The sequence below is a fragment of the Pantoea sp. GABEPS69 genome, assembly GCF_045780835.1.
GTDB classification, from domain to species: domain Bacteria; phylum Pseudomonadota; class Gammaproteobacteria; order Enterobacterales; family Enterobacteriaceae; genus Pantoea; species Pantoea septica.
This window is the reverse complement of sequence record NZ_CP118618.1, coordinates 335,526-351,822: the sequence shown is the minus strand read 5'-3', so window position 1 is coordinate 351,822 and position 16,297 is coordinate 335,526. Positions and strand designations below refer to the sequence as shown.

The 16,297-nt window shown below is 54.2% G+C and carries 26 protein-coding genes; 5 read left to right on the top strand and 21 right to left on the bottom strand.

The annotated features are described in order from the left end of the window. Positions 1-71: 71 nt before the first annotated feature. The 5 genes from def (at position 72) to mscL (ending at position 4,795) form a co-directional block, all read left to right on the top strand. Positions 72-584, top strand: coding sequence for a peptide deformylase (def, locus tag PVE98_RS01700; RefSeq protein WP_033752920.1), 513 nt, complete (start codon positions 72-74; stop codon positions 582-584). Positions 585-604: 20 nt separating this feature from the next. After that, positions 605-1,549 (top strand): methionyl-tRNA formyltransferase, encoded by a 945-nt coding sequence (gene fmt, locus PVE98_RS01695; RefSeq protein WP_096073848.1) that lies wholly within the window; start codon positions 605-607, stop codon positions 1,547-1,549. 47 nt (positions 1,550-1,596) lie between these two features. After that, positions 1,597-2,889: a 16S rRNA (cytosine(967)-C(5))-methyltransferase RsmB gene (rsmB, locus tag PVE98_RS01690; protein ID WP_313621171.1), complete on the top strand. Its 1,293-nt coding sequence runs from the start codon at positions 1,597-1,599 to the stop codon at positions 2,887-2,889. A gap of 19 nt (positions 2,890-2,908) precedes the next feature. After that, complete coding sequence (gene trkA / locus PVE98_RS01685) at positions 2,909-4,285, top strand: Trk system potassium transporter TrkA (RefSeq protein ID WP_033752924.1); 1,377 nt, start codon at positions 2,909-2,911, stop codon at positions 4,283-4,285. Between the two features lie 99 nt (positions 4,286-4,384). Next, the gene (mscL, locus tag PVE98_RS01680; protein ID WP_033752926.1) at positions 4,385-4,795 is read left to right on the top strand and encodes a large-conductance mechanosensitive channel protein MscL; all 411 of its coding nucleotides are present in this window, start codon (positions 4,385-4,387) and stop codon (positions 4,793-4,795) included. Positions 4,796-4,828: 33 nt separating this feature from the next. Here mscL and PVE98_RS01675 read toward each other — a convergent pair whose 3' ends face one another. The 21 genes from PVE98_RS01675 to PVE98_RS01575 form a co-directional block, all read right to left on the bottom strand. After that, the gene (locus PVE98_RS01675; protein WP_096072144.1) at positions 4,829-5,029 is read right to left on the bottom strand and encodes an alternative ribosome-rescue factor A; all 201 of its coding nucleotides are present in this window, start codon (positions 5,027-5,029) and stop codon (positions 4,829-4,831) included. A 50-nt stretch (positions 5,030-5,079) separates the two neighbouring features. Beyond that, positions 5,080-5,517 (bottom strand): Zn(2+)-responsive transcriptional regulator, encoded by a 438-nt coding sequence (gene zntR / locus PVE98_RS01670; RefSeq protein ID WP_096072145.1) that lies wholly within the window; start codon positions 5,515-5,517, stop codon positions 5,080-5,082. Next, positions 5,517-5,888 (bottom strand): DUF1992 domain-containing protein, encoded by a 372-nt coding sequence (locus PVE98_RS01665; RefSeq protein WP_033752930.1) that lies wholly within the window; start codon positions 5,886-5,888, stop codon positions 5,517-5,519. The genes zntR and PVE98_RS01665 overlap by 1 nt, the downstream gene beginning before the upstream one ends. A 99-nt stretch (positions 5,889-5,987) precedes the next feature. Continuing rightward, a complete protein-coding gene (gene rplQ, locus PVE98_RS01660; RefSeq protein WP_003850180.1) occupies positions 5,988-6,374 on the bottom strand; it encodes a 50S ribosomal protein L17 in 387 nt (128 codons plus the stop codon). Positions 6,375-6,414: 40 nt separating this feature from the next. Beyond that, positions 6,415-7,404, bottom strand: a complete 990-nt coding sequence (locus PVE98_RS01655) for a DNA-directed RNA polymerase subunit alpha (protein ID WP_003850179.1) — start codon at positions 7,402-7,404, stop codon at positions 6,415-6,417. Between the two features lie 25 nt (positions 7,405-7,429). After that, positions 7,430-8,050, bottom strand: a complete 621-nt coding sequence (gene rpsD / locus PVE98_RS01650) for a 30S ribosomal protein S4 (protein ID WP_033752932.1) — start codon at positions 8,048-8,050, stop codon at positions 7,430-7,432. A gap of 32 nt (positions 8,051-8,082) precedes the next feature. Beyond that, complete coding sequence (rpsK, locus tag PVE98_RS01645) at positions 8,083-8,472, bottom strand: 30S ribosomal protein S11 (protein WP_004160563.1); 390 nt, start codon at positions 8,470-8,472, stop codon at positions 8,083-8,085. Between the two features lie 16 nt (positions 8,473-8,488). Next, positions 8,489-8,845, bottom strand: coding sequence for a 30S ribosomal protein S13 (gene rpsM, locus PVE98_RS01640; protein ID WP_033752934.1), 357 nt, complete (start codon positions 8,843-8,845; stop codon positions 8,489-8,491). A 146-nt stretch (positions 8,846-8,991) separates the two neighbouring features. Next, positions 8,992-9,108, bottom strand: a complete 117-nt coding sequence (gene rpmJ / locus PVE98_RS01635; RefSeq protein ID WP_004160566.1) for a 50S ribosomal protein L36 — start codon at positions 9,106-9,108, stop codon at positions 8,992-8,994. A 32-nt stretch (positions 9,109-9,140) separates the two neighbouring features. Then, the gene (secY, locus tag PVE98_RS01630) at positions 9,141-10,472 is read right to left on the bottom strand and encodes a preprotein translocase subunit SecY (protein ID WP_033752936.1); all 1,332 of its coding nucleotides are present in this window, start codon (positions 10,470-10,472) and stop codon (positions 9,141-9,143) included. A 7-nt stretch (positions 10,473-10,479) separates the two neighbouring features. Continuing rightward, a complete protein-coding gene (gene rplO, locus PVE98_RS01625) occupies positions 10,480-10,914 on the bottom strand; it encodes a 50S ribosomal protein L15 (RefSeq protein WP_033752938.1) in 435 nt (144 codons plus the stop codon). Between the two features lie 3 nt (positions 10,915-10,917). Beyond that, entirely contained in the window at positions 10,918-11,097 is a 180-nt protein-coding gene (rpmD, locus tag PVE98_RS01620; protein WP_021186404.1) for a 50S ribosomal protein L30, read from the bottom strand. 5 nt (positions 11,098-11,102) lie between these two features. After that, entirely contained in the window at positions 11,103-11,603 is a 501-nt protein-coding gene (gene rpsE, locus PVE98_RS01615; RefSeq protein WP_033752940.1) for a 30S ribosomal protein S5, read from the bottom strand. A gap of 14 nt (positions 11,604-11,617) precedes the next feature. Next, entirely contained in the window at positions 11,618-11,971 is a 354-nt protein-coding gene (gene rplR / locus PVE98_RS01610; RefSeq protein WP_033752941.1) for a 50S ribosomal protein L18, read from the bottom strand. 9 nt (positions 11,972-11,980) lie between these two features. Further along, the gene (gene rplF / locus PVE98_RS01605) at positions 11,981-12,514 is read right to left on the bottom strand and encodes a 50S ribosomal protein L6 (RefSeq protein ID WP_033752942.1); all 534 of its coding nucleotides are present in this window, start codon (positions 12,512-12,514) and stop codon (positions 11,981-11,983) included. A 12-nt stretch (positions 12,515-12,526) separates the two neighbouring features. Then, a complete protein-coding gene (gene rpsH, locus PVE98_RS01600) occupies positions 12,527-12,919 on the bottom strand; it encodes a 30S ribosomal protein S8 (protein WP_033752943.1) in 393 nt (130 codons plus the stop codon). Positions 12,920-12,952: 33 nt separating this feature from the next. Beyond that, positions 12,953-13,258 (bottom strand): 30S ribosomal protein S14, encoded by a 306-nt coding sequence (rpsN, locus tag PVE98_RS01595; protein WP_033752945.1) that lies wholly within the window; start codon positions 13,256-13,258, stop codon positions 12,953-12,955. 14 nt (positions 13,259-13,272) lie between these two features. Further along, on the bottom strand, positions 13,273-13,812 hold the full coding sequence (gene rplE / locus PVE98_RS01590; protein ID WP_033752947.1) for a 50S ribosomal protein L5: 540 nt from the start codon (positions 13,810-13,812) through the stop codon (positions 13,273-13,275). Between the two features lie 14 nt (positions 13,813-13,826). Beyond that, entirely contained in the window at positions 13,827-14,141 is a 315-nt protein-coding gene (rplX, locus tag PVE98_RS01585) for a 50S ribosomal protein L24 (RefSeq protein ID WP_003850150.1), read from the bottom strand. A 10-nt stretch (positions 14,142-14,151) separates the two neighbouring features. Further along, the gene (gene rplN / locus PVE98_RS01580) at positions 14,152-14,523 is read right to left on the bottom strand and encodes a 50S ribosomal protein L14 (protein WP_006120590.1); all 372 of its coding nucleotides are present in this window, start codon (positions 14,521-14,523) and stop codon (positions 14,152-14,154) included. A gap of 251 nt (positions 14,524-14,774) precedes the next feature. Continuing rightward, complete coding sequence (locus PVE98_RS01575; RefSeq protein ID WP_096072147.1) at positions 14,775-16,127, bottom strand: 8-oxoguanine deaminase; 1,353 nt, start codon at positions 16,125-16,127, stop codon at positions 14,775-14,777. Positions 16,128-16,297 lie beyond the last annotated feature (170 nt).

The window sequence follows — 16,297 nt, the reverse complement described above, 5'->3', positions numbered from 1 at the left end:
CAATCAGGTCTCGAAAAGTCTACAATATGAAGCAATAATCTTTTTTTAATCGCATACAGATCTGGATATTTATGTCAGTTTTGCAGGTATTACATTTCCCTGACGATCGTCTCCGCAAAATCGCGGCGCCAGTGAAAGAAGTTAACGCTGAAGTTCAGCGCATCGTCGACGATATGTTTGAAACCATGTACGCCGAAGAGGGTATTGGCCTGGCGGCAACGCAGGTGGATATCCACCAGCGCATCATCGTTATCGACGTGTCGGAAAATCGCGACGAACGTCTGGTTCTGATCAACCCGGAGCTGCTGGATAAAAGCGGAGAAACCGGTATTGAAGAAGGCTGCCTCTCTATTCCCGAGCAGCGCGCTTTCGTTCCGCGCGCCGAACGCGTAAAAGTGCGCGCGCTGGATCGCGAGGGCAAGAGTTTCGAACTGGAAACCGACGGCCTGCTCGCTATCTGCATTCAGCATGAGATCGATCACCTCGACGGCAAACTGTTTATTGATTATCTGTCGCCGCTCAAGCGTCAGCGCATTAAGCAAAAGCTGGAAAAACTGGCGCGCCAGAACGCGCGTCCTTCCTGACGTTGAAAGAAGAGATAACCGTGTCTGCTCCGCTGAAAATTATCTTCGCCGGCACACCTGATTTTGCAGCGCGTCATCTCGACGCGCTGCTCGCTTCTGAGCATCAGGTCGTCGGCGTCTTTACCCAACCCGATCGCCCCGCCGGCCGCGGCAATAAGCTGACGCCCAGCCCGGTAAAAACGCTGGCGCAATCTCGCGACATCCCGGTGTTTCAGCCGAAGTCTTTGCGTCCCGTCGAGAACCAGCAGCTGGTCGCCGATTTAGCGGCGGATGTGATGGTGGTGGTCGCCTACGGACTTATTCTGCCGCAGGCGGTGCTGACGATGCCGCGTCTCGGCTGCATCAACGTGCACGGCTCGCTGCTGCCGCGCTGGCGCGGCGCGGCGCCTATTCAGCGCGCGCTCTGGGCTGGCGACAGCGAAACCGGCGTAACGATCATGCAGATGGATGTCGGCCTGGATACGGGCGATATGCTGCATAAGCTGAACTGCCCGATTACCGCGCAGGACACCAGCGCCACGCTGTACGACAAGCTGGCGCAGCTCGGCCCGCAGGGCCTGCTGGAAACGCTGTCGCAGCTGGCGGATGGTCGCGCGCAGCCTGAGAAGCAGGATGACGCGCAGGCGAACTACGCCGAGAAGCTCAGTAAAGAGGAAGCCCGCCTCAACTGGCAGCTCCCCGCCGCTCAGCTTGAGCGCTGTATTCGCGCCTTTAATCCCTGGCCAGTCAGCTATTTCCTGATTGAGGATCAGCCGGTGAAGGTGTGGCAGGCCAGCGTGCTGCCGCACGTCGCGAAACAGCCGGGCGAAATCCTCGCAGCCGACAAGCACGGCATTCAGGTCGCTACCGCTGAAGGCGTATTGAATCTTCAGCTGCTGCAGCCAGCGGGTAAAAAAGCGATGTCGGCGCAGGATCTGCTGAACTCGCGTCGCGAGTGGTTCACGTCAGGCCGCGTTTTAGCCTGACTCCAGCCCGGCACTGTCCGGGCTTTTTGTTTAATGACGTAACGCGAATGACTAAATCAACCAATCTGCGAAGCCTTGCCGCTCAACTTATTGAGCGTGTAATTGATAAGGGCGAATCGCTCAGCGCGGTGCTGCCTGCCGCGCAGAAAAAAGTAGGCGATAAAGATGGCGCGCTGTTGCAGGAGCTCTGCTTCGGCGTGCTGCGCACGCTGCCGCAGCTCGAAGCCCTCATCGGTAAACTGATGGCGCGCCCGCTCAGCGGCAAACAGCGCGTTCTGCACTATCTCATCATGGTCGGCATCTATCAGCTGCTCTATACGCGCGTGCCTGCTCACGCTGCGCTGGCGGAAACCGTCGCCGGCGCTGAGGTACTTAAGCGCGCCAATCTTAAAGGCCTGATTAATGGCGTGCTGCGTCAGTTCCAGCGTCAGCAGGCGGAGCTGATCGCCGAAGTTGACCATGCGCCGCAGCGCTATCTGCATCCCGGCTGGCTGCTGCAGCGGCTGCAAAAGGCCTGGCCGGACAACTGGCAGCGGATAGTGGACGCCAATAACCAGCGTCCGCCGATGTGGCTGCGCGTTAATCGCCAGCACCACAGCCGCGATAGCTGGCTGGCGCTGCTGACCGAGAGCGGAAAAGCGGCCGTGGCCGACGAGACGGCGTCTGACGCGCTGCGGCTTGAAGCTCCCGCGCCGGTGGGCCAGCTGCCGGGCTTCGCAGACGGCTGGGTCACGGTTCAGGATCTTTCCGCCCAGCGCTGCGCCCTGCTGCTGGCGCCTGAAGATGACGAGCAGATCCTCGATCTTTGCGCCGCGCCGGGCGGCAAAACCACGCATATCCTGGAAATAGCCCCTAAGGCGCAGGTCATGGCGGTCGATGTCGACGCTCAGCGGCTGACGCGCGTTAAAGAGAACCTGCAGCGTCTTAATATGCAGGCAGAGGTGAAACAGGGCGACGGACGTACCCCGGCGGCATGGTGCGGCGAGCGTCAGTTCGATCGTATTTTGCTGGATGCGCCCTGCTCCGCCACCGGCGTTATTCGCCGTCATCCCGACATCAAGTGGCTGCGCCGCGATCGGGATATCGCCGAGCTGGCTTCGCTGCAGCGCGAAATTCTTGACGCCATCTGGCCGCATCTGAAACCAGGCGGCACCCTGCTCTATGCGACCTGCTCTGTGCTGCCGGACGAGAACGAAGCGCAGATCGACGCCTTTCTGTCGCGCCACGCCGACGCGCGCGCCGAAGCCTTGCCGTACGGCAAAATCAGCGGGCTGCAGGTCTTTCCGACCATCGACGGCGGAGACGGATTTTTCTACGCTAAGCTGATAAAAGCGCACTAACTAAAGAGCACGAGACGCAATGAAAATTATTATTCTGGGCGCCGGCCAGGTTGGCGGCACGCTGGCGGAAAACCTGGTCGGCGAGAACAACGACATAACGGTGGTTGATACCGATCCTGACCGCTTACGTCAGCTGCAGGATAAATTCGATTTGCGCGTCGTTCAGGGCCACGGGTCGCATCCGCGTATTTTGCGCGAAGCGGGCGCGGAAGATGCCGATATGTTAGTCGCGGTCACCAGCTCCGATGAAACCAATATGGTGGCGTGTCAGATAGCCTATTCGCTGTTTAATACGCCTAACCGTATCGCCCGTATTCGCGCGGCGGATTATCTGCGCGACGCTGAGAAGCTGTTTATTCCCGAAGCGGTGCCGATTGATCATCTTATTTCGCCCGAACAGCTGGTGATCGAAAATATCTATCGGCTGATCCAGTACCCCGGCGCGCTGCAGGTGGTGAATTTCGCAGAGGGCCTCGTCAGCCTTGCGGTAGTAAAAGCCTATTACGGCGGGCCGCTGGTGGGCAATCCGCTCTCTATTCTGCGCGAGCATATGCCGCATATCGATACCCGCGTCGCCGCCATTTTCCGCCAGGATCGCCCTATCCGCCCGCAGGGCTCAACGATTGTGGAAGCGGGCGACGAGGTCTTCTTTATCGCCGCCAGCCAGAATATCCGCGCGGTGATGAGCGAGATGCAACGTCTGGAAAGGCCCTATAAGCGCATCATGCTGGTGGGCGGCGGCAATATCGGTTTCGGCCTCGCGCAGCGGCTGGAAAAAAATTACAGCGTGAAGCTGATCGAGCGTAATCCGCGCCGCGCCGCCGAACTGGCCGAGCAGCTGCAGGACACCATCGTCTTTTACGGCGATGCGTCGGATCAAGAGCTGCTGGCGGAAGAGCATGTCGATCAGGTCGATCTTTTTATTGCGGTCACCAACGACGATGAAGCGAATATCATGTCGGCGATGCTGGCGAAAAAGATGGGTGCCAAAAAAGTGATGGTGCTGATCCAGCGTCGCGCCTATGTCGATCTGGTTCAGGGCAGCGTGATCGATATCGCCATCTCGCCGCAGCAGGCGACGATCTCCGCGCTGCTGGGTCACGTGCGCAAAGCGGATATCGTGGGCGTCTCCTCTTTACGACGCGGCATCGCTGAAGCGATCGAAGCGATCGCCCACGGCGACGAAACCACCTCGCGCGTGGTCGGCCGCATGATCAACGACATTAAACTGCCGCCAGGTACGCTTATCGGCGCGGTAGTGCGCGGCGAGGATGTGCTTATCGCAAAAGATAATCTGCGTATCGAGCAGGGCGACCACGTCATTATGTTCCTGACCGATAAAAAGTTCGTGCCGGACGTTGAGCGTTTGTTCCAGCCGAGTCCATTCTTCCTTTAAGCGCGGCGGCGGAGCAAGGCCAACAAATGCCGCCGCTTAGATGGCAATTGCCGTAAGGTTTGTTAGACTTTAGCCACTGGCAAGGGAAAGGAGATAAGTATGAGTTTTTTCAAAGAGTTTCGTGATTTTGCAATGCGCGGCAACGTGGTCGATCTCGCCGTCGGTGTGATTATCGGCGCTGCCTTTGGCAAAATCGTCTCTTCACTGGTGGCAAACATCATTATGCCGCCACTGGGACTGCTGATCGGCGGAGTCGACTTTAAACAGTTCAAGTGGGTGCTGAAACCTGCAGAAGGCGCTACGCCACCCGTCATCATGGAATATGGCGTATTTATTCAGTCTGTATTCGACTTTATTATTGTGGCGTTCGCTATCTTCATCGCCATCAAGCTGATGAATAAACTGCACAAGAAAAAAGAAGTCGAGAAACCAGTGGCAAAACCGTCTAACGAAGAGGTGCTGCTGAGCGAGATTCGAGATTTGCTGAAGCAGCAGAACGGCAAAATCTAAAGCAGAGCCGCCCGCGAGGCGGCTTTTTTATGCTCATAAAGCAGAAGGCCAGTGATAAGCGCTTTGCTTATCACTGGCCTCCCAACCGCCACGTTTGCCATGTTTGTCTTTACGCCGATAGCTGCCTTTGCCTTTGTGCTTCTGTTCGATGCGCTGGCGGAACAGCGGGTCGTGTAATAAGGCCTGGATTGCATTGTCGCGAATCTCGCCTTTGGTATGCTGATACTTACTCATCATGGTCTCCTCATTTCGACCGCCTAAATATAGGCTCTTTTGCACTAAATTCAATCCCGCCGGTGCGCATGTTCTGGTTTGGGATCCGTTCCTTTCTCAAGCGCTTCCAGTATCGAACAGCAGTCGCTGCTGTGGGCAGCGCCGCAGCATGCGTCCGATAAGCGCTGCAGCGAACGCTGCACATTTTGCAACTCGCCGATCAGGGTATTTACCTCTTTCAAACGCGCCTGAACAATCGCCTTCGACTCTTCGCAGGTATGGTGCGAGGGATCGACGCGGATCGAGAGCAGATCGCGAATCGCATCCAGCCCAAAACCCATCTGCCGGCCGACGCGAATAAACTTCAGCCGTTGCAGGTCGCTGTCGCTGTAGAGGCGAAAGCCGCCTTCTGTGCGGATCTCATGCCCCATCATCTGCTGTTTCTCATAGAAACGGATGGTGTCGACGCTGACGTTAGCCAGCTTTGCCAGTTGCCCGATACGGTACACTACTCCTCCTTTAACAAACGTCCACGGATCGCTTCGCCGTAGGCACCCTGCAAAAACTCAGTGCTCATACCTGCCTGACGCAGCTGAAGCTCCAGCACAAGCAGGCGTTTGCTCTGCTCGCGATAACGATGATCTTCCGGATCGAGATTGCGCAGCAGATCGCTTATCTCCAGCGCTTCGCGCCGCATCTCCAGCTCCGGCGGCAGAAAGCCGGCATTTTTTAGCAGTCGGTAGCCGCTGCGTAATTCGGCCGGGACATTGCTATCGTCATCCAGCTCAAGCGGCGCGCCTTCGCCCGGGAGATTGCTGAGTTCGCCCTTTTCCTGCGCCGCTCGAATATGCTGTTCAGCCAGCTGGTCGATTAACCACATGAACGCCTCCTGAGTTAGTCAGAATAGTGAGCTTAACGGACGGGGTAAATTTCAGGCAATAAAAAACCCGCCGAAGCGGGTTTTTTACGATGCTACAGATTACTCTGCGGCAGCTTCTGCTTGAGCTTCTGGACGATCAACCAGCTCGATGTATGCCATCGGAGCGTTGTCACCAGCACGGAAGCCACACTTCAGAATGCGAGTGTAACCACCGGCACGGCTCGCGAAACGCGGGCCCAGCTCGTTAAACAGTTTTGCCACGATCTCGTTATCACGAGTACGGGCGAATGCCAGACGACGATTAGCTACGCTGTCGGTCTTGGCAAGAGTAATCAGCGGCTCAACTACGCGGCGCAGCTCTTTGGCTTTCGGCAGAGTCGTTTTGATGATCTCATGACGAACCAGAGAACCGGCCATGTTGCGGAACATAGCCTGACGATGGCTGCTGTTGCGGTTCAGTTGACGACCACTCTTACGATGGCGCATGACCTTATCCTTCTCAGTGAAACCTTAACCTGTGATCCGGTTATTCATCAGCAATGCTTGCCGGCGGCCAGTTCTCGAGGCGCATGCCCAGAGAAAGACCACGTGAGGCGAGCACATCTTTAATCTCGGTAAGAGATTTTTTACCCAGGTTAGGCGTTTTGAGCAGCTCAACCTCGGTACGCTGTACCAGATCACCGATGTAGTGGATAGCTTCTGCCTTAAGGCAGTTAGCAGAGCGGACAGTCAATTCCAGATCGTCAACAGGGCGCAGCAGGATCGGATCGAATTCTGGTTTCTCTTCTTTCACTTCCGGCTGACGTACATCACGTAAGTCAACGAAAGCTTCCAGTTGTTCTGCCAGGATGGTCGCCGCACGACGAATCGCCTCTTCAGGATCGATTGTGCCGTTGGTTTCCATTTCGATGACCAGCTTGTCCAGGTCGGTGCGCTGTTCTACACGCGCTGCTTCAACATTGTAGGCGATACGGTCTACAGGGCTGTAGCAAGCGTCGACCAACAGGCGGCCGATTGGGCGCTCATCTTCTTCCGAATGAATTCGGGCAGAAGCCGGCACATAACCACGACCACGCTGAACTTTGATACGCATGCTGATAGCGGCGTTCTCATCGGTCAGGTGACAGATCACGTGCTGCGGCTTGACGATTTCGACATCACCGTCATGGGTAATGTCGGCTGCAGTCACAGGGCCAATGCCAGATTTATTCAGGGTCAGAATGACTTCATCTTTACCCTGAACTCTTACCGCCAGCCCTTTCAGGTTGAGCAGGATTTCCAGGATATCTTCCTGTACGCCCTCTTTGGTGCTGTACTCATGCAGTACACCATCAATTTCAACCTCGGTCACCGCGCAACCCGGCATGGAAGAAAGCAGAATACGGCGCAGTGCGTTACCAAGAGTATGGCCAAAGCCACGCTCTAAAGGCTCAAGGGTCACCTTGGCGTGCGTCGAACTCACTTGCTCGATATCTACCAGGCGCGGTTTTAGAAACTCTGTCACAGAACCCTGCATTGTGTCCTCTCTTTGGTACTAAGCTTTACTTGGAGTAAAGCTCGACGATCAGGTGTTCGTTAATGTCCGCAGACAGATCGGTACGCTCAGGAATACGCTTGAACACACCTTCCATCTTAGTCGCATCAACTTCCAGCCAGGTTGGCTTTTCACGCTGCTCAGCCAGCTCCAGAGCGGCCTTCACGCGAGATTGCTTTTTGGCTTTCTCACGGATGCTTACGACATCATTCGGAGATACCTGATAAGAAGCGATGTTAACAACGCGGCCGTTAACCATTACAGACTTGTGGCTGACCAGCTGGCGTGCTTCTGCACGAGTGGCGCCGAAGCCCATACGGTAAACTACGTTATCCAGACGACCTTCCAGCAGAGCTAACAGGTTTGCACCGGTGTTGCCTTTCAGACGTGCTGCTTCTTTATAGTAGTTGCGGAACTGACGTTCCAGCACGCCGTAGATACGACGAACTTTTTGTTTTTCACGCAACTGGCCGCCGTAATCAGACAGACGCGGTTTACGCGCACCATGCTGACCAGGGGCTTGTTCAATTTTACACTTGGAATCAATCGCGCGAACGCCAGACTTCAGGAAAAGGTCTGTGCCCTCACGACGGCTCAGCTTGAGCTTAGGACCCAAATATCTTGCCATTTTCTTTCTCCAACTATCCTAAAAACGCGGCGTTATACGCGACGTTTTTTCGGCGGACGACAACCGTTGTGAGGGATCGGAGTCACATCAGTAATATTAGTGATGCGGAAACCTGCGGCGTTCAGAGCACGAATCGTTGATTCGCGACCCGGACCCGGACCCTTAACCATAACTTCCAGGTTCTTAATACCGTAATCTTTCACGGCTTCTGCACAGCGCTCTGCAGCGACCTGAGCAGCAAACGGAGTAGATTTACGTGAACCGCGGAAACCGGAACCACCGGCGGTTGCCCAACCCAGCGCGTTACCCTGACGATCAGTAATGGTAACGATGGTGTTGTTAAAAGAAGCATGGACATGAGCCACGCCATCTGAGACTTGCTTTCTTACACGCTTACGTGCACGAACTGGTGCCTTTGCCATTATTTACTCACCCCGATTATTTCTTGATCGGTTTGCGCGGACCCTTACGGGTACGTGCATTGGTCTTAGTACGCTGACCGCGTACTGGCAGACCACGACGATGGCGCAAACCACGGTAGCAACCAAGGTCCATCAGACGCTTGATGCTCAGGGTGATTTCACGGCGCAGATCACCTTCAACAACGAATTTACCAACCGCATCACGCAGCTGATCAATTTGTTCTTCAGACAGCTCACTGATCTTAACATCTTCAGCGATACCCGTTGCAGCGCAAATGGCTTTAGAACGGGTCTTGCCGATACCGAAAATCGAAGTTAATGCGATAACGGTGTGTTTATGATCAGGAATGTTAATGCCTGCTATACGGGCCACTATGCACTCCTATAATTAAATAAATGCGCCCCATGCTGAAAAGCCCGTTTTCAGGATACTCAAATGGAAACGCATTGACATACAAAAGATTGGCTGGCTAATCTAGCCAGCTCAACCCGACTTTGCAAGAAAAATATGTGAAAAAATCAGCCCTGGCGCTGTTTATGCTTAGGCTCGGCGCTGCAAATCACACGTACGACACCGTCGCGACGGATGATTTTGCAGTTACGACATAATTTCTTGACGGAAGCACGAACTTTCATTTTTACTCTCCGTAACTTCTCAAGCGCCTGAATTAACGGCCGTAGCCCTTCAGGTTTGCTTTCTTCAATGCAGACTCGTACTGACTAGACATCATCAGAGTTTGCACTTGAGCCATAAAGTCCATGATGACGACCACTACGATGAGCAGTGATGTACCGCCAAAGTAGAAGGGAACTTTCATCGCATCACGCATGAACTCCGGGATCAGGCAAATAAAAGTAATGTACAGTGCGCCGATTAAGGTCAGACGCGTCATTACTTTATCGATATACTTCGCCGTTTGCTCTCCCGGACGAATTCCCGGTACGAATGCACCAGACTTCTTCAGGTTATCTGCCGTTTCGCGCGGGTTGAAAACCAACGCCGTGTAGAAAAAGCAGAAGAAGATGATTGCAGTCGCATAGAGTAGCACATATAGCGGCTGTCCTGGCTGCAAATACAGCGAAATTGTTGTCAGCCAGTTCCAACCGGTACCGCCCCCGAACCAGGATGCTATCGTCGCGGGGAACAGAATAATGCTGGAAGCAAAAATAGCCGGAATAACGCCCGCCATGTTCACTTTCAACGGTAAATGTGTGCTCTGTGCAGCGTATACACGACGACCTTGCTGACGTTTCGCATAGTTCACCACAATGCGGCGCTGGCCACGCTCAACGAAAACAACGAAGAAGGTCACTGCAAATACGAGAACTGCAACCAACAGCAACAGGAGGAAGTGCAGGTCGCCTTGCCGCGCTTGCTCGATGGTATGGCCAATGGCCGGCGGAAGACCCGCAACAATACCCGCGAAGATAATGATCGAAATACCGTTGCCGATACCTCGTTCAGTAATCTGTTCGCCCAGCCACATCAGGAACATTGTCCCGGTAACCAGACTAACAACAGCGGTAAAGTAGAAGGCAAAGCCTGGATTCAACACCAGGCCCTGCATTCCAGGCATATTCGGTAAACCGGTAGCAATACCGATTGACTGAAATATCGCCAATACCAACGTACCGTAGCGGGTGTACTGGCTAATCTTACGACGGCCAGCCTCCCCTTCTTTCTTAATCTCCGCTAACGCTGGGTGAACCACCGTCAGCAGCTGGATAATAATAGAGGCCGAAATATACGGCATAATACCCAGCGCGAAGATTGAAGCACGGCTGAGAGCACCACCAGAGAACATGTTGAACATTTCAATGATGGTGCCACGCTGTTGCTCAAGCAGTTTGGCAAGTACAGCGGCATCAATACCAGGGATCGGAATAAAAGAGCCAATTCGGAAGACAATCAGTGCACCGATTACAAACAGCAGTCTGCGTTTCAGTTCACCAAATCCGCCTTTGGCACTTTGAAAATCTAATCCCGGTTGTTTAGCCATCTGCTACTTATTCCTCGATTTTACCGCCAGCAGCTTCGATTGCAGCACGAGCACCTTTGGTGACACGCAGACCGCGAACCGTTACCGGTGCAGAAACTTCACCAGACAGAATCACTTTCGCGAATTCAATCTGAACACCGATAATGTTGGCTGCTTTCAGCGTGCTCAGGTCAACGATACCGCCTTCCACTTTCGCCAGATCAGACAGACGCACTTCTGCAGTCACGAATGATTTACGCGAGGTGAAGCCGAATTTCGGCAGACGACGGTACAGAGGCATCTGACCACCCTCGAAACCGCGACGTACGCCACCGCCAGAACGAGAGTTCTGACCTTTGTGACCACGACCACCGGTTTTGCCGAGGCCAGAACCGATACCACGACCCAGACGCTTAGAAGCGTGCTTGGAGCCTTCGGCCGGAGACAGAGTATTTAAACGCATCTGTTACTCCTCTACTTTCAGCATGTAAGAGATCGCGTTGACCATACCGCGTACTGCCGGCGTGTCTTCACGCTCAACGGTGTGGCCAATACGACGCAGACCCAGACCAACCAGAGTGGCTTTGTGCTTAGGCAGGCGGCCGATTGAGCTACGGGTTTGAGTGATTTTAATAGTCTTAGCCATCGTGATTACCCCAGAATTTCTTCAACGGATTTACCACGCTTGGCAGCGACCATTTCTGGAGAATTCATATTTTCCAGGCCGTCGATAGTTGCACGAACCACGTTGATCGGGTTGGTGGAACCATAGGCTTTAGCCAGAACGTTATGAACTCCAGCGACTTCCAGAACGGCGCGCATTGCACCACCGGCGATGATACCGGTACCTTCTGAAGCCGGCTGCATGAACACGCGAGAACCCGTGTGCGCACCTTTAACCGGGTGCTGCAGGGTGCCGTTGTTCAGCGCGACATTAATCATGTTGCGACGGGCTTTTTCCATCGCTTTCTGGATCGCTGCCGGAACTTCACGCGCTTTACCGTAACCAAAACCAACGCGGCCGTTACCATCACCCACTACAGTCAGTGCGGTGAAGGAAAAGATACGACCACCTTTCACAGTTTTAGAAACACGGTTTACCGCGATCAGTTTTTCCTGCAGTTCGCCAGCTTGTTTCTCGATGTGTGACATCCTAGACCTCTACCTTAGAACTGAAGGCCAGCTTCACGAGCAGCATCTGCCAGTGCCTGGACACGACCATGATATTGGAAACCGGAACGGTCGAAAGAAACATCTTTGATGCCTTTTTCGATAGCGCGCTCTGCAATAGCTTTACCTACTGCGGCAGCTGCATCTTTGTTGCCGGTGTACTTCAGTTGTTCAGAGATAGCTTTTTCTACAGTAGAAGCAGCAACCAGAACTTCGGAACCGTTCGGGGCGATCACCTGTGCGTAAATGTGACGCGGGGTACGATGTACCACCAGGCGAGTAGCACCCAGCTCTTTGAGCTTGCGACGTGCACGGGTCGCACGACGGATACGAGCAGATTTCTTATCCATAGTGTTACCTTACTTCTTCTTAGCCTCTTTGATACGCACGACTTCGTCGGCGTAACGGACACCCTTGCCTTTGTAAGGCTCAGGACGACGGTAGGCGCGCAAGTCAGCTGCAACCTGGCCGATCAGTTGTTTATCAGCGCCTTTCAGCACGATTTCAGTCTGAGTCGGACATTCTGCAGAGATACCCGCGGGCAGCTGATGATCAACCGGGTGAGAAAAACCCAGTGACAGGTTAACCACGTTGCCTTTGACGGCAGCACGATAACCAACACCAACCAGCTGCAGCTTCTTAGTGAAGCCTTCGGTAACACCGATAACCATGCCGTTCAGCAGCGCACGAGCGGTACCCGCCTGCGCCCAGCCGTTTGCAAAACCGTCGCGCGGAGCGAAGGTCAGTGCATTGTCAGCATGCTTAACTTCTACGGCATTATTGATAGTACGAGTCAGCTCGCCGTTTTTACCTTTAATCGAAATTACCTGACCGTCGAGTTTTACCTCTACGCCGGCAGGAACAACGACAGGTGCTTTAGCAACACGAGACATAGTTTCCTCCGATTACGCTACGTAGCAGATAATTTCGCCGCCAAGACCAGCCTGGCGTGCTGCACGATCAGTCATGACACCTTTAGAGGTAGAAATAACAGCAATACCTAATCCCGCCATAACTTTCGGCAGCTCATCTTTTTTCTTATAGATGCGCAGACCTGGGCGGCTGACACGCTGAATGCTTTCTACAACAGCTTTACCCTGGAAATACTTAAGAGTCAGTTCCAGTTCCGGCTTGATGTCGCCTTCGATTTTGAAATCTTCAATATAACCTTCTTCCTTCAGCACGTTGGCAATTGCCACTTTCAGCTTGGAGGAAGGCATGGTGACCGCAGCTTTGTTCGCGGCCTGACCGTTACGGATACGGGTCAGCATATCCGCGATCGGATCTTGCATGCTCATCTGTCTTTACTCCCGTGATTCAATTGGTGACAATTACCAGCTAGCCTTTTTCAGACCCGGGATTTCACCGCGCATAGCGGCTTCACGGACCTTGATACGGCTCAACCCGAACTTCCGCAGGAAACCGTGCGGACGACCTGTTTGACGGCAGCGGTTACGCTGACGAGACGGGCTGGAATCACGCGGCAGAGTCTGCAGCTTGAGAACAGCGTTCCAACGATCTTCGTCGGTTGCGTTCACATCAGAAATGATCGCTTTCAGTTCAGCGCGTTTTGCGAAGAATTTGTCTGCTAATTTCACACGCTTAACTTCGCGTGCTTTCATTGATTGCTTAGCCATTAAGTAACCCTACCTTACTTGCGGAACGGGAAGTCAAAGGCAGTCAGCAGAGCACGGCCTTCATCATCAGATTTCGCAGTAGTGGTAATGGTGATATCCAAACCACGAACGCGATCGACTTTGTCGTAGTCGATTTCTGGGAAGATGATCTGCTCACGAACGCCCATGCTGTAGTTGCCACGACCGTCGAAAGACTTCGCGGACAAACCACGGAAGTCGCGGATACGCGGTACAGCAATGGTGATCAGACGCTCAAAGAACTCCCACATGCGCTCGCCGCGCAGAGTTACTTTACAGCCGATCGGATAGCCCTGACGGATTTTGAAGCCTGCAACTGATTTGCGTGCTTTGGTGACCAGCGGTTTTTGACCGGAGATTGCTGCCAGGTCAGCTGCTGCGTTTTCCAGCAGTTTCTTGTCAGCGATCGCTTCACCAACACCCATGTTCAGGGTGATCTTCTCGACCCGAGGGACTTGCATGACAGAAGTGTAGCCAAACTCTGTCATGAGTTTCTGGACTACTTCGTCTTTGTAGTAATCATGCAGTTTCGCCATCGTACTACTCCAAATTACTTGATAGTTTCGCTGTTAGACTTGAAGAAACGGACTTTTTTGCCGTCTTCGAATCTAAAGCCTACACGGTCAGCCTTGCCGGTTGCCGCATTGAAAAGCGCAACGTTAGAAACCTGAATAGCGGCTTCTTTTTCAACGATGCCACCTGGTTGGTTCAGAGCCGGAACCGGCTTCTGGTGTTTCTTAACCAGGTTGATGCCTTCAACGATGACCTTGCCAGAAGACAGGACATTCTTAACTTTACCGCGCTTACCTTTATCTTTGCCGGTCAGCACGATAACTTCGTCGTTACGACGGATTTTCGCTGCCATTGTTCGCTCCTTAGAGTACTTCTGGTGCCAGAGAGATAATTTTCATGAACTTTTCAGTACGAAGTTCACGAGTTACCGGCCCAAAAATACGTGTTCCGATTGGCTGCTCGCTGTTATTGTTCAAAATAACGCATGCGTTACCATCGAAGCGAATGACAGAACCGTCCGGGCGACGAACACCCTTCCTGGTGCGCACCACTACCGCCTTCAGGACATCACCTTTTTTCACCTTACCACGCGGAATTGCTTCCTTGATGGTAACTTTGATGATATCGCCGACGCCTGCGTAGCGACGGTGCGAGCCACCCAGAACCTTGATACACATTACGCGACGTGCACCGGAGTTGTCGGCGACGTTCAGCATAGTCTGTTCTTGGATCATTTTAGTGCTCCGCTAATGTCAACTACTACTTCGGGACCCAAAATTCAGGTCGTTAGAAAGCCCCATATTTGAGGGCGCGGCATTATAACACCGGTTCTCACAGATGGGTAGAAAAAATGAACGGCTCAGCAATGGAGCCGCTTATTTTCCCTGATAACAGGGAGGGCGTATTCTAGGGAATAGTCTCAGCAGTAGCAAATGTAATCTGCCTTATTTTTCGACACTCGCCATTGTCTCCCTGTTTAGCGTCTTTAGGCCATCAGCTGCGCGGCCAGCTGATTATGACGATGCAGCACGTTCGGCAGGTCGATAACCGTCAATTCCCCGTTGCGCACCACCACTTTTCCATTAATAACGCTATAGGCCACCTGCCCCGGATTGCAGAAGACCAGCGCCGCAACCGGATCGTGCCCTGCCCCGGCCAGCCCCAGCCGGTTAAGATCGAAGACCGCCAGATCCGCCTGCATGCCGGGCGCAATGACGCCGATGTCATCGCGGTTCAGCACCTTTGCGCCGCCTCGCGTCGCCAGTTCCAGCGCCTGCCGCGCGCTCATCGCATCGGGGCCGAAGCCGACCCGCTGCAGCAGCATCGCCTGACGCGCTTCGCCAATCATGTCGGAACTGTCGTTAGAGGCGGAGCCGTCGACCCCGAGTCCGACGTTCACGCCCGCGTCGCACATATGCCGTATCGGCGCGATACCGGAGGCGAGACGCATATTGGAGCAGGGACAGTGCGCCACGCCGGTGCCGGTACGCGCAAACAGCGCGATGCCGTGATCGTCAAGCTTCACGCAGTGCGCGTGCCAGACGTCGTGCCCTACCCAGCCGAGATCCTCGACATACTGCGCCGGCGTCATATTGAACTTCTCGCGGCTGTAGCGGATATCGCTGTCGTTCTCCGCCAGATGGGTATGCATAGAGACGTTGTAGCGGCGAGCCAGTGACGCGGACTCCTTCATTAGCTCGCGACTGACCGAGAAGGGCGAACAGGGCGCGACGACGATACGCAGCATGGCGCCGCGACGGCTGTCGTGGTAACGCTCAATGACGCGCTGCGTATCCTCGAGGATAGCGGCCTCTTTCTCTACCAGGCTATCCGGCGGCAGGCCGCCCTGCTTCTGACCGACGCTCATGCTGCCGCGGCTGGCGTGAAAGCGCATGCCCATCTCCGCCGCCGCCGCGATGCTGTCGTCGAGCCGGCAGCCGTTGGGATAGACGTAAAGATGATCGCTGGTTGTGGTGCAGCCGGAGAGCATTAGCTCGGCCATCGCCGTCTGCGTGGAGACATGTATCATTTCCGGCGTCAGCTTCTGCCAGATGGGATAGAGGTGCGTCAGCCAGTTGAACAGCTCGCCGTTTTGCACCGATGGCACGACGCGGGTGAGGCTTTGATACATATGATGATGCGTATTGATCAGGCCCGGCACCACGATGTGCCCGCGCAGGTCGATAATCTCGTCTGCGCTTTGCGGCAGCTCGTCCGCTGTACCGACCGCCTCAATTTTGTCGCCTTTTATGTAGATGCTGCCATTGCGAATCTCGCGGCGCGCATCATCCATACAGACGACCCTCTCAGCATTTCTTAATAACAGAGTCCGTTGCATCCCATTCCCCTTCTGCTGCGGTGAGTGAAGGGTCGATAGTATCGCCTCTTTTTTCGCCAGGCCAACAGAAGGGATCGCCGCCAGCAGCGGCACGCTAAGCAGAGACCGACGAAGCCGGTCGGGGGATTCCTTTTTCACGCTACGCTTCCTTGTCCAAATGAGAAACAGAG

Coding starts and splice junctions, on each gene's coding strand:
- rpmJ (WP_004160566.1), bottom strand. CDS start 9,108: ATGAAAGTTCGTGCTTCCGTCAAGAAATTATGTCGTAACTGCAAAATC.
- rpsD (WP_033752932.1), bottom strand. CDS start 8,050: ATGGCAAGATATTTGGGTCCTAAGCTCAAGCTGAGCCGTCGTGAGGGC.
- rpmD (WP_021186404.1), bottom strand. CDS start 11,097: ATGGCTAAGACTATTAAAATCACTCAAACCCGTAGCTCAATCGGCCGC.
- rpsH (WP_033752943.1), bottom strand. CDS start 12,919: ATGAGCATGCAAGATCCGATCGCGGATATGCTGACCCGTATCCGTAAC.
- rplX (WP_003850150.1), bottom strand. CDS start 14,141: ATGGCAGCGAAAATCCGTCGTAACGACGAAGTTATCGTGCTGACCGGC.
- rplO (WP_033752938.1), bottom strand. CDS start 10,914: ATGCGTTTAAATACTCTGTCTCCGGCCGAAGGCTCCAAGCACGCTTCT.
- rsmB (WP_313621171.1), top strand. CDS start 1,597: ATGACTAAATCAACCAATCTGCGAAGCCTTGCCGCTCAACTTATTGAG.
- PVE98_RS01655 (WP_003850179.1), bottom strand. CDS start 7,404: ATGCAGGGTTCTGTGACAGAGTTTCTAAAACCGCGCCTGGTAGATATC.
- PVE98_RS01575 (WP_096072147.1), bottom strand. CDS start 16,127: ATGCAACGGACTCTGTTATTAAGAAATGCTGAGAGGGTCGTCTGTATG.
- secY (WP_033752936.1), bottom strand. CDS start 10,472: ATGGCTAAACAACCGGGATTAGATTTTCAAAGTGCCAAAGGCGGATTT.
- def (WP_033752920.1), top strand. CDS start 72: ATGTCAGTTTTGCAGGTATTACATTTCCCTGACGATCGTCTCCGCAAA.
- rplF (WP_033752942.1), bottom strand. CDS start 12,514: ATGTCTCGTGTTGCTAAAGCACCTGTCGTTGTTCCTGCCGGCGTAGAG.
- mscL (WP_033752926.1), top strand. CDS start 4,385: ATGAGTTTTTTCAAAGAGTTTCGTGATTTTGCAATGCGCGGCAACGTG.
- rplN (WP_006120590.1), bottom strand. CDS start 14,523: ATGATCCAAGAACAGACTATGCTGAACGTCGCCGACAACTCCGGTGCA.
- PVE98_RS01665 (WP_033752930.1), bottom strand. CDS start 5,888: ATGTGGTTAATCGACCAGCTGGCTGAACAGCATATTCGAGCGGCGCAG.
- rpsE (WP_033752940.1), bottom strand. CDS start 11,603: ATGTCACACATCGAGAAACAAGCTGGCGAACTGCAGGAAAAACTGATC.
- trkA (WP_033752924.1), top strand. CDS start 2,909: ATGAAAATTATTATTCTGGGCGCCGGCCAGGTTGGCGGCACGCTGGCG.
- rplR (WP_033752941.1), bottom strand. CDS start 11,971: ATGGATAAGAAATCTGCTCGTATCCGTCGTGCGACCCGTGCACGTCGC.
- rpsN (WP_033752945.1), bottom strand. CDS start 13,258: ATGGCTAAGCAATCAATGAAAGCACGCGAAGTTAAGCGTGTGAAATTA.
- rplE (WP_033752947.1), bottom strand. CDS start 13,812: ATGGCGAAACTGCATGATTACTACAAAGACGAAGTAGTCCAGAAACTC.
- PVE98_RS01675 (WP_096072144.1), bottom strand. CDS start 5,029: ATGAGTAAGTATCAGCATACCAAAGGCGAGATTCGCGACAATGCAATC.
- rplQ (WP_003850180.1), bottom strand. CDS start 6,374: ATGCGCCATCGTAAGAGTGGTCGTCAACTGAACCGCAACAGCAGCCAT.
- rpsK (WP_004160563.1), bottom strand. CDS start 8,472: ATGGCAAAGGCACCAGTTCGTGCACGTAAGCGTGTAAGAAAGCAAGTC.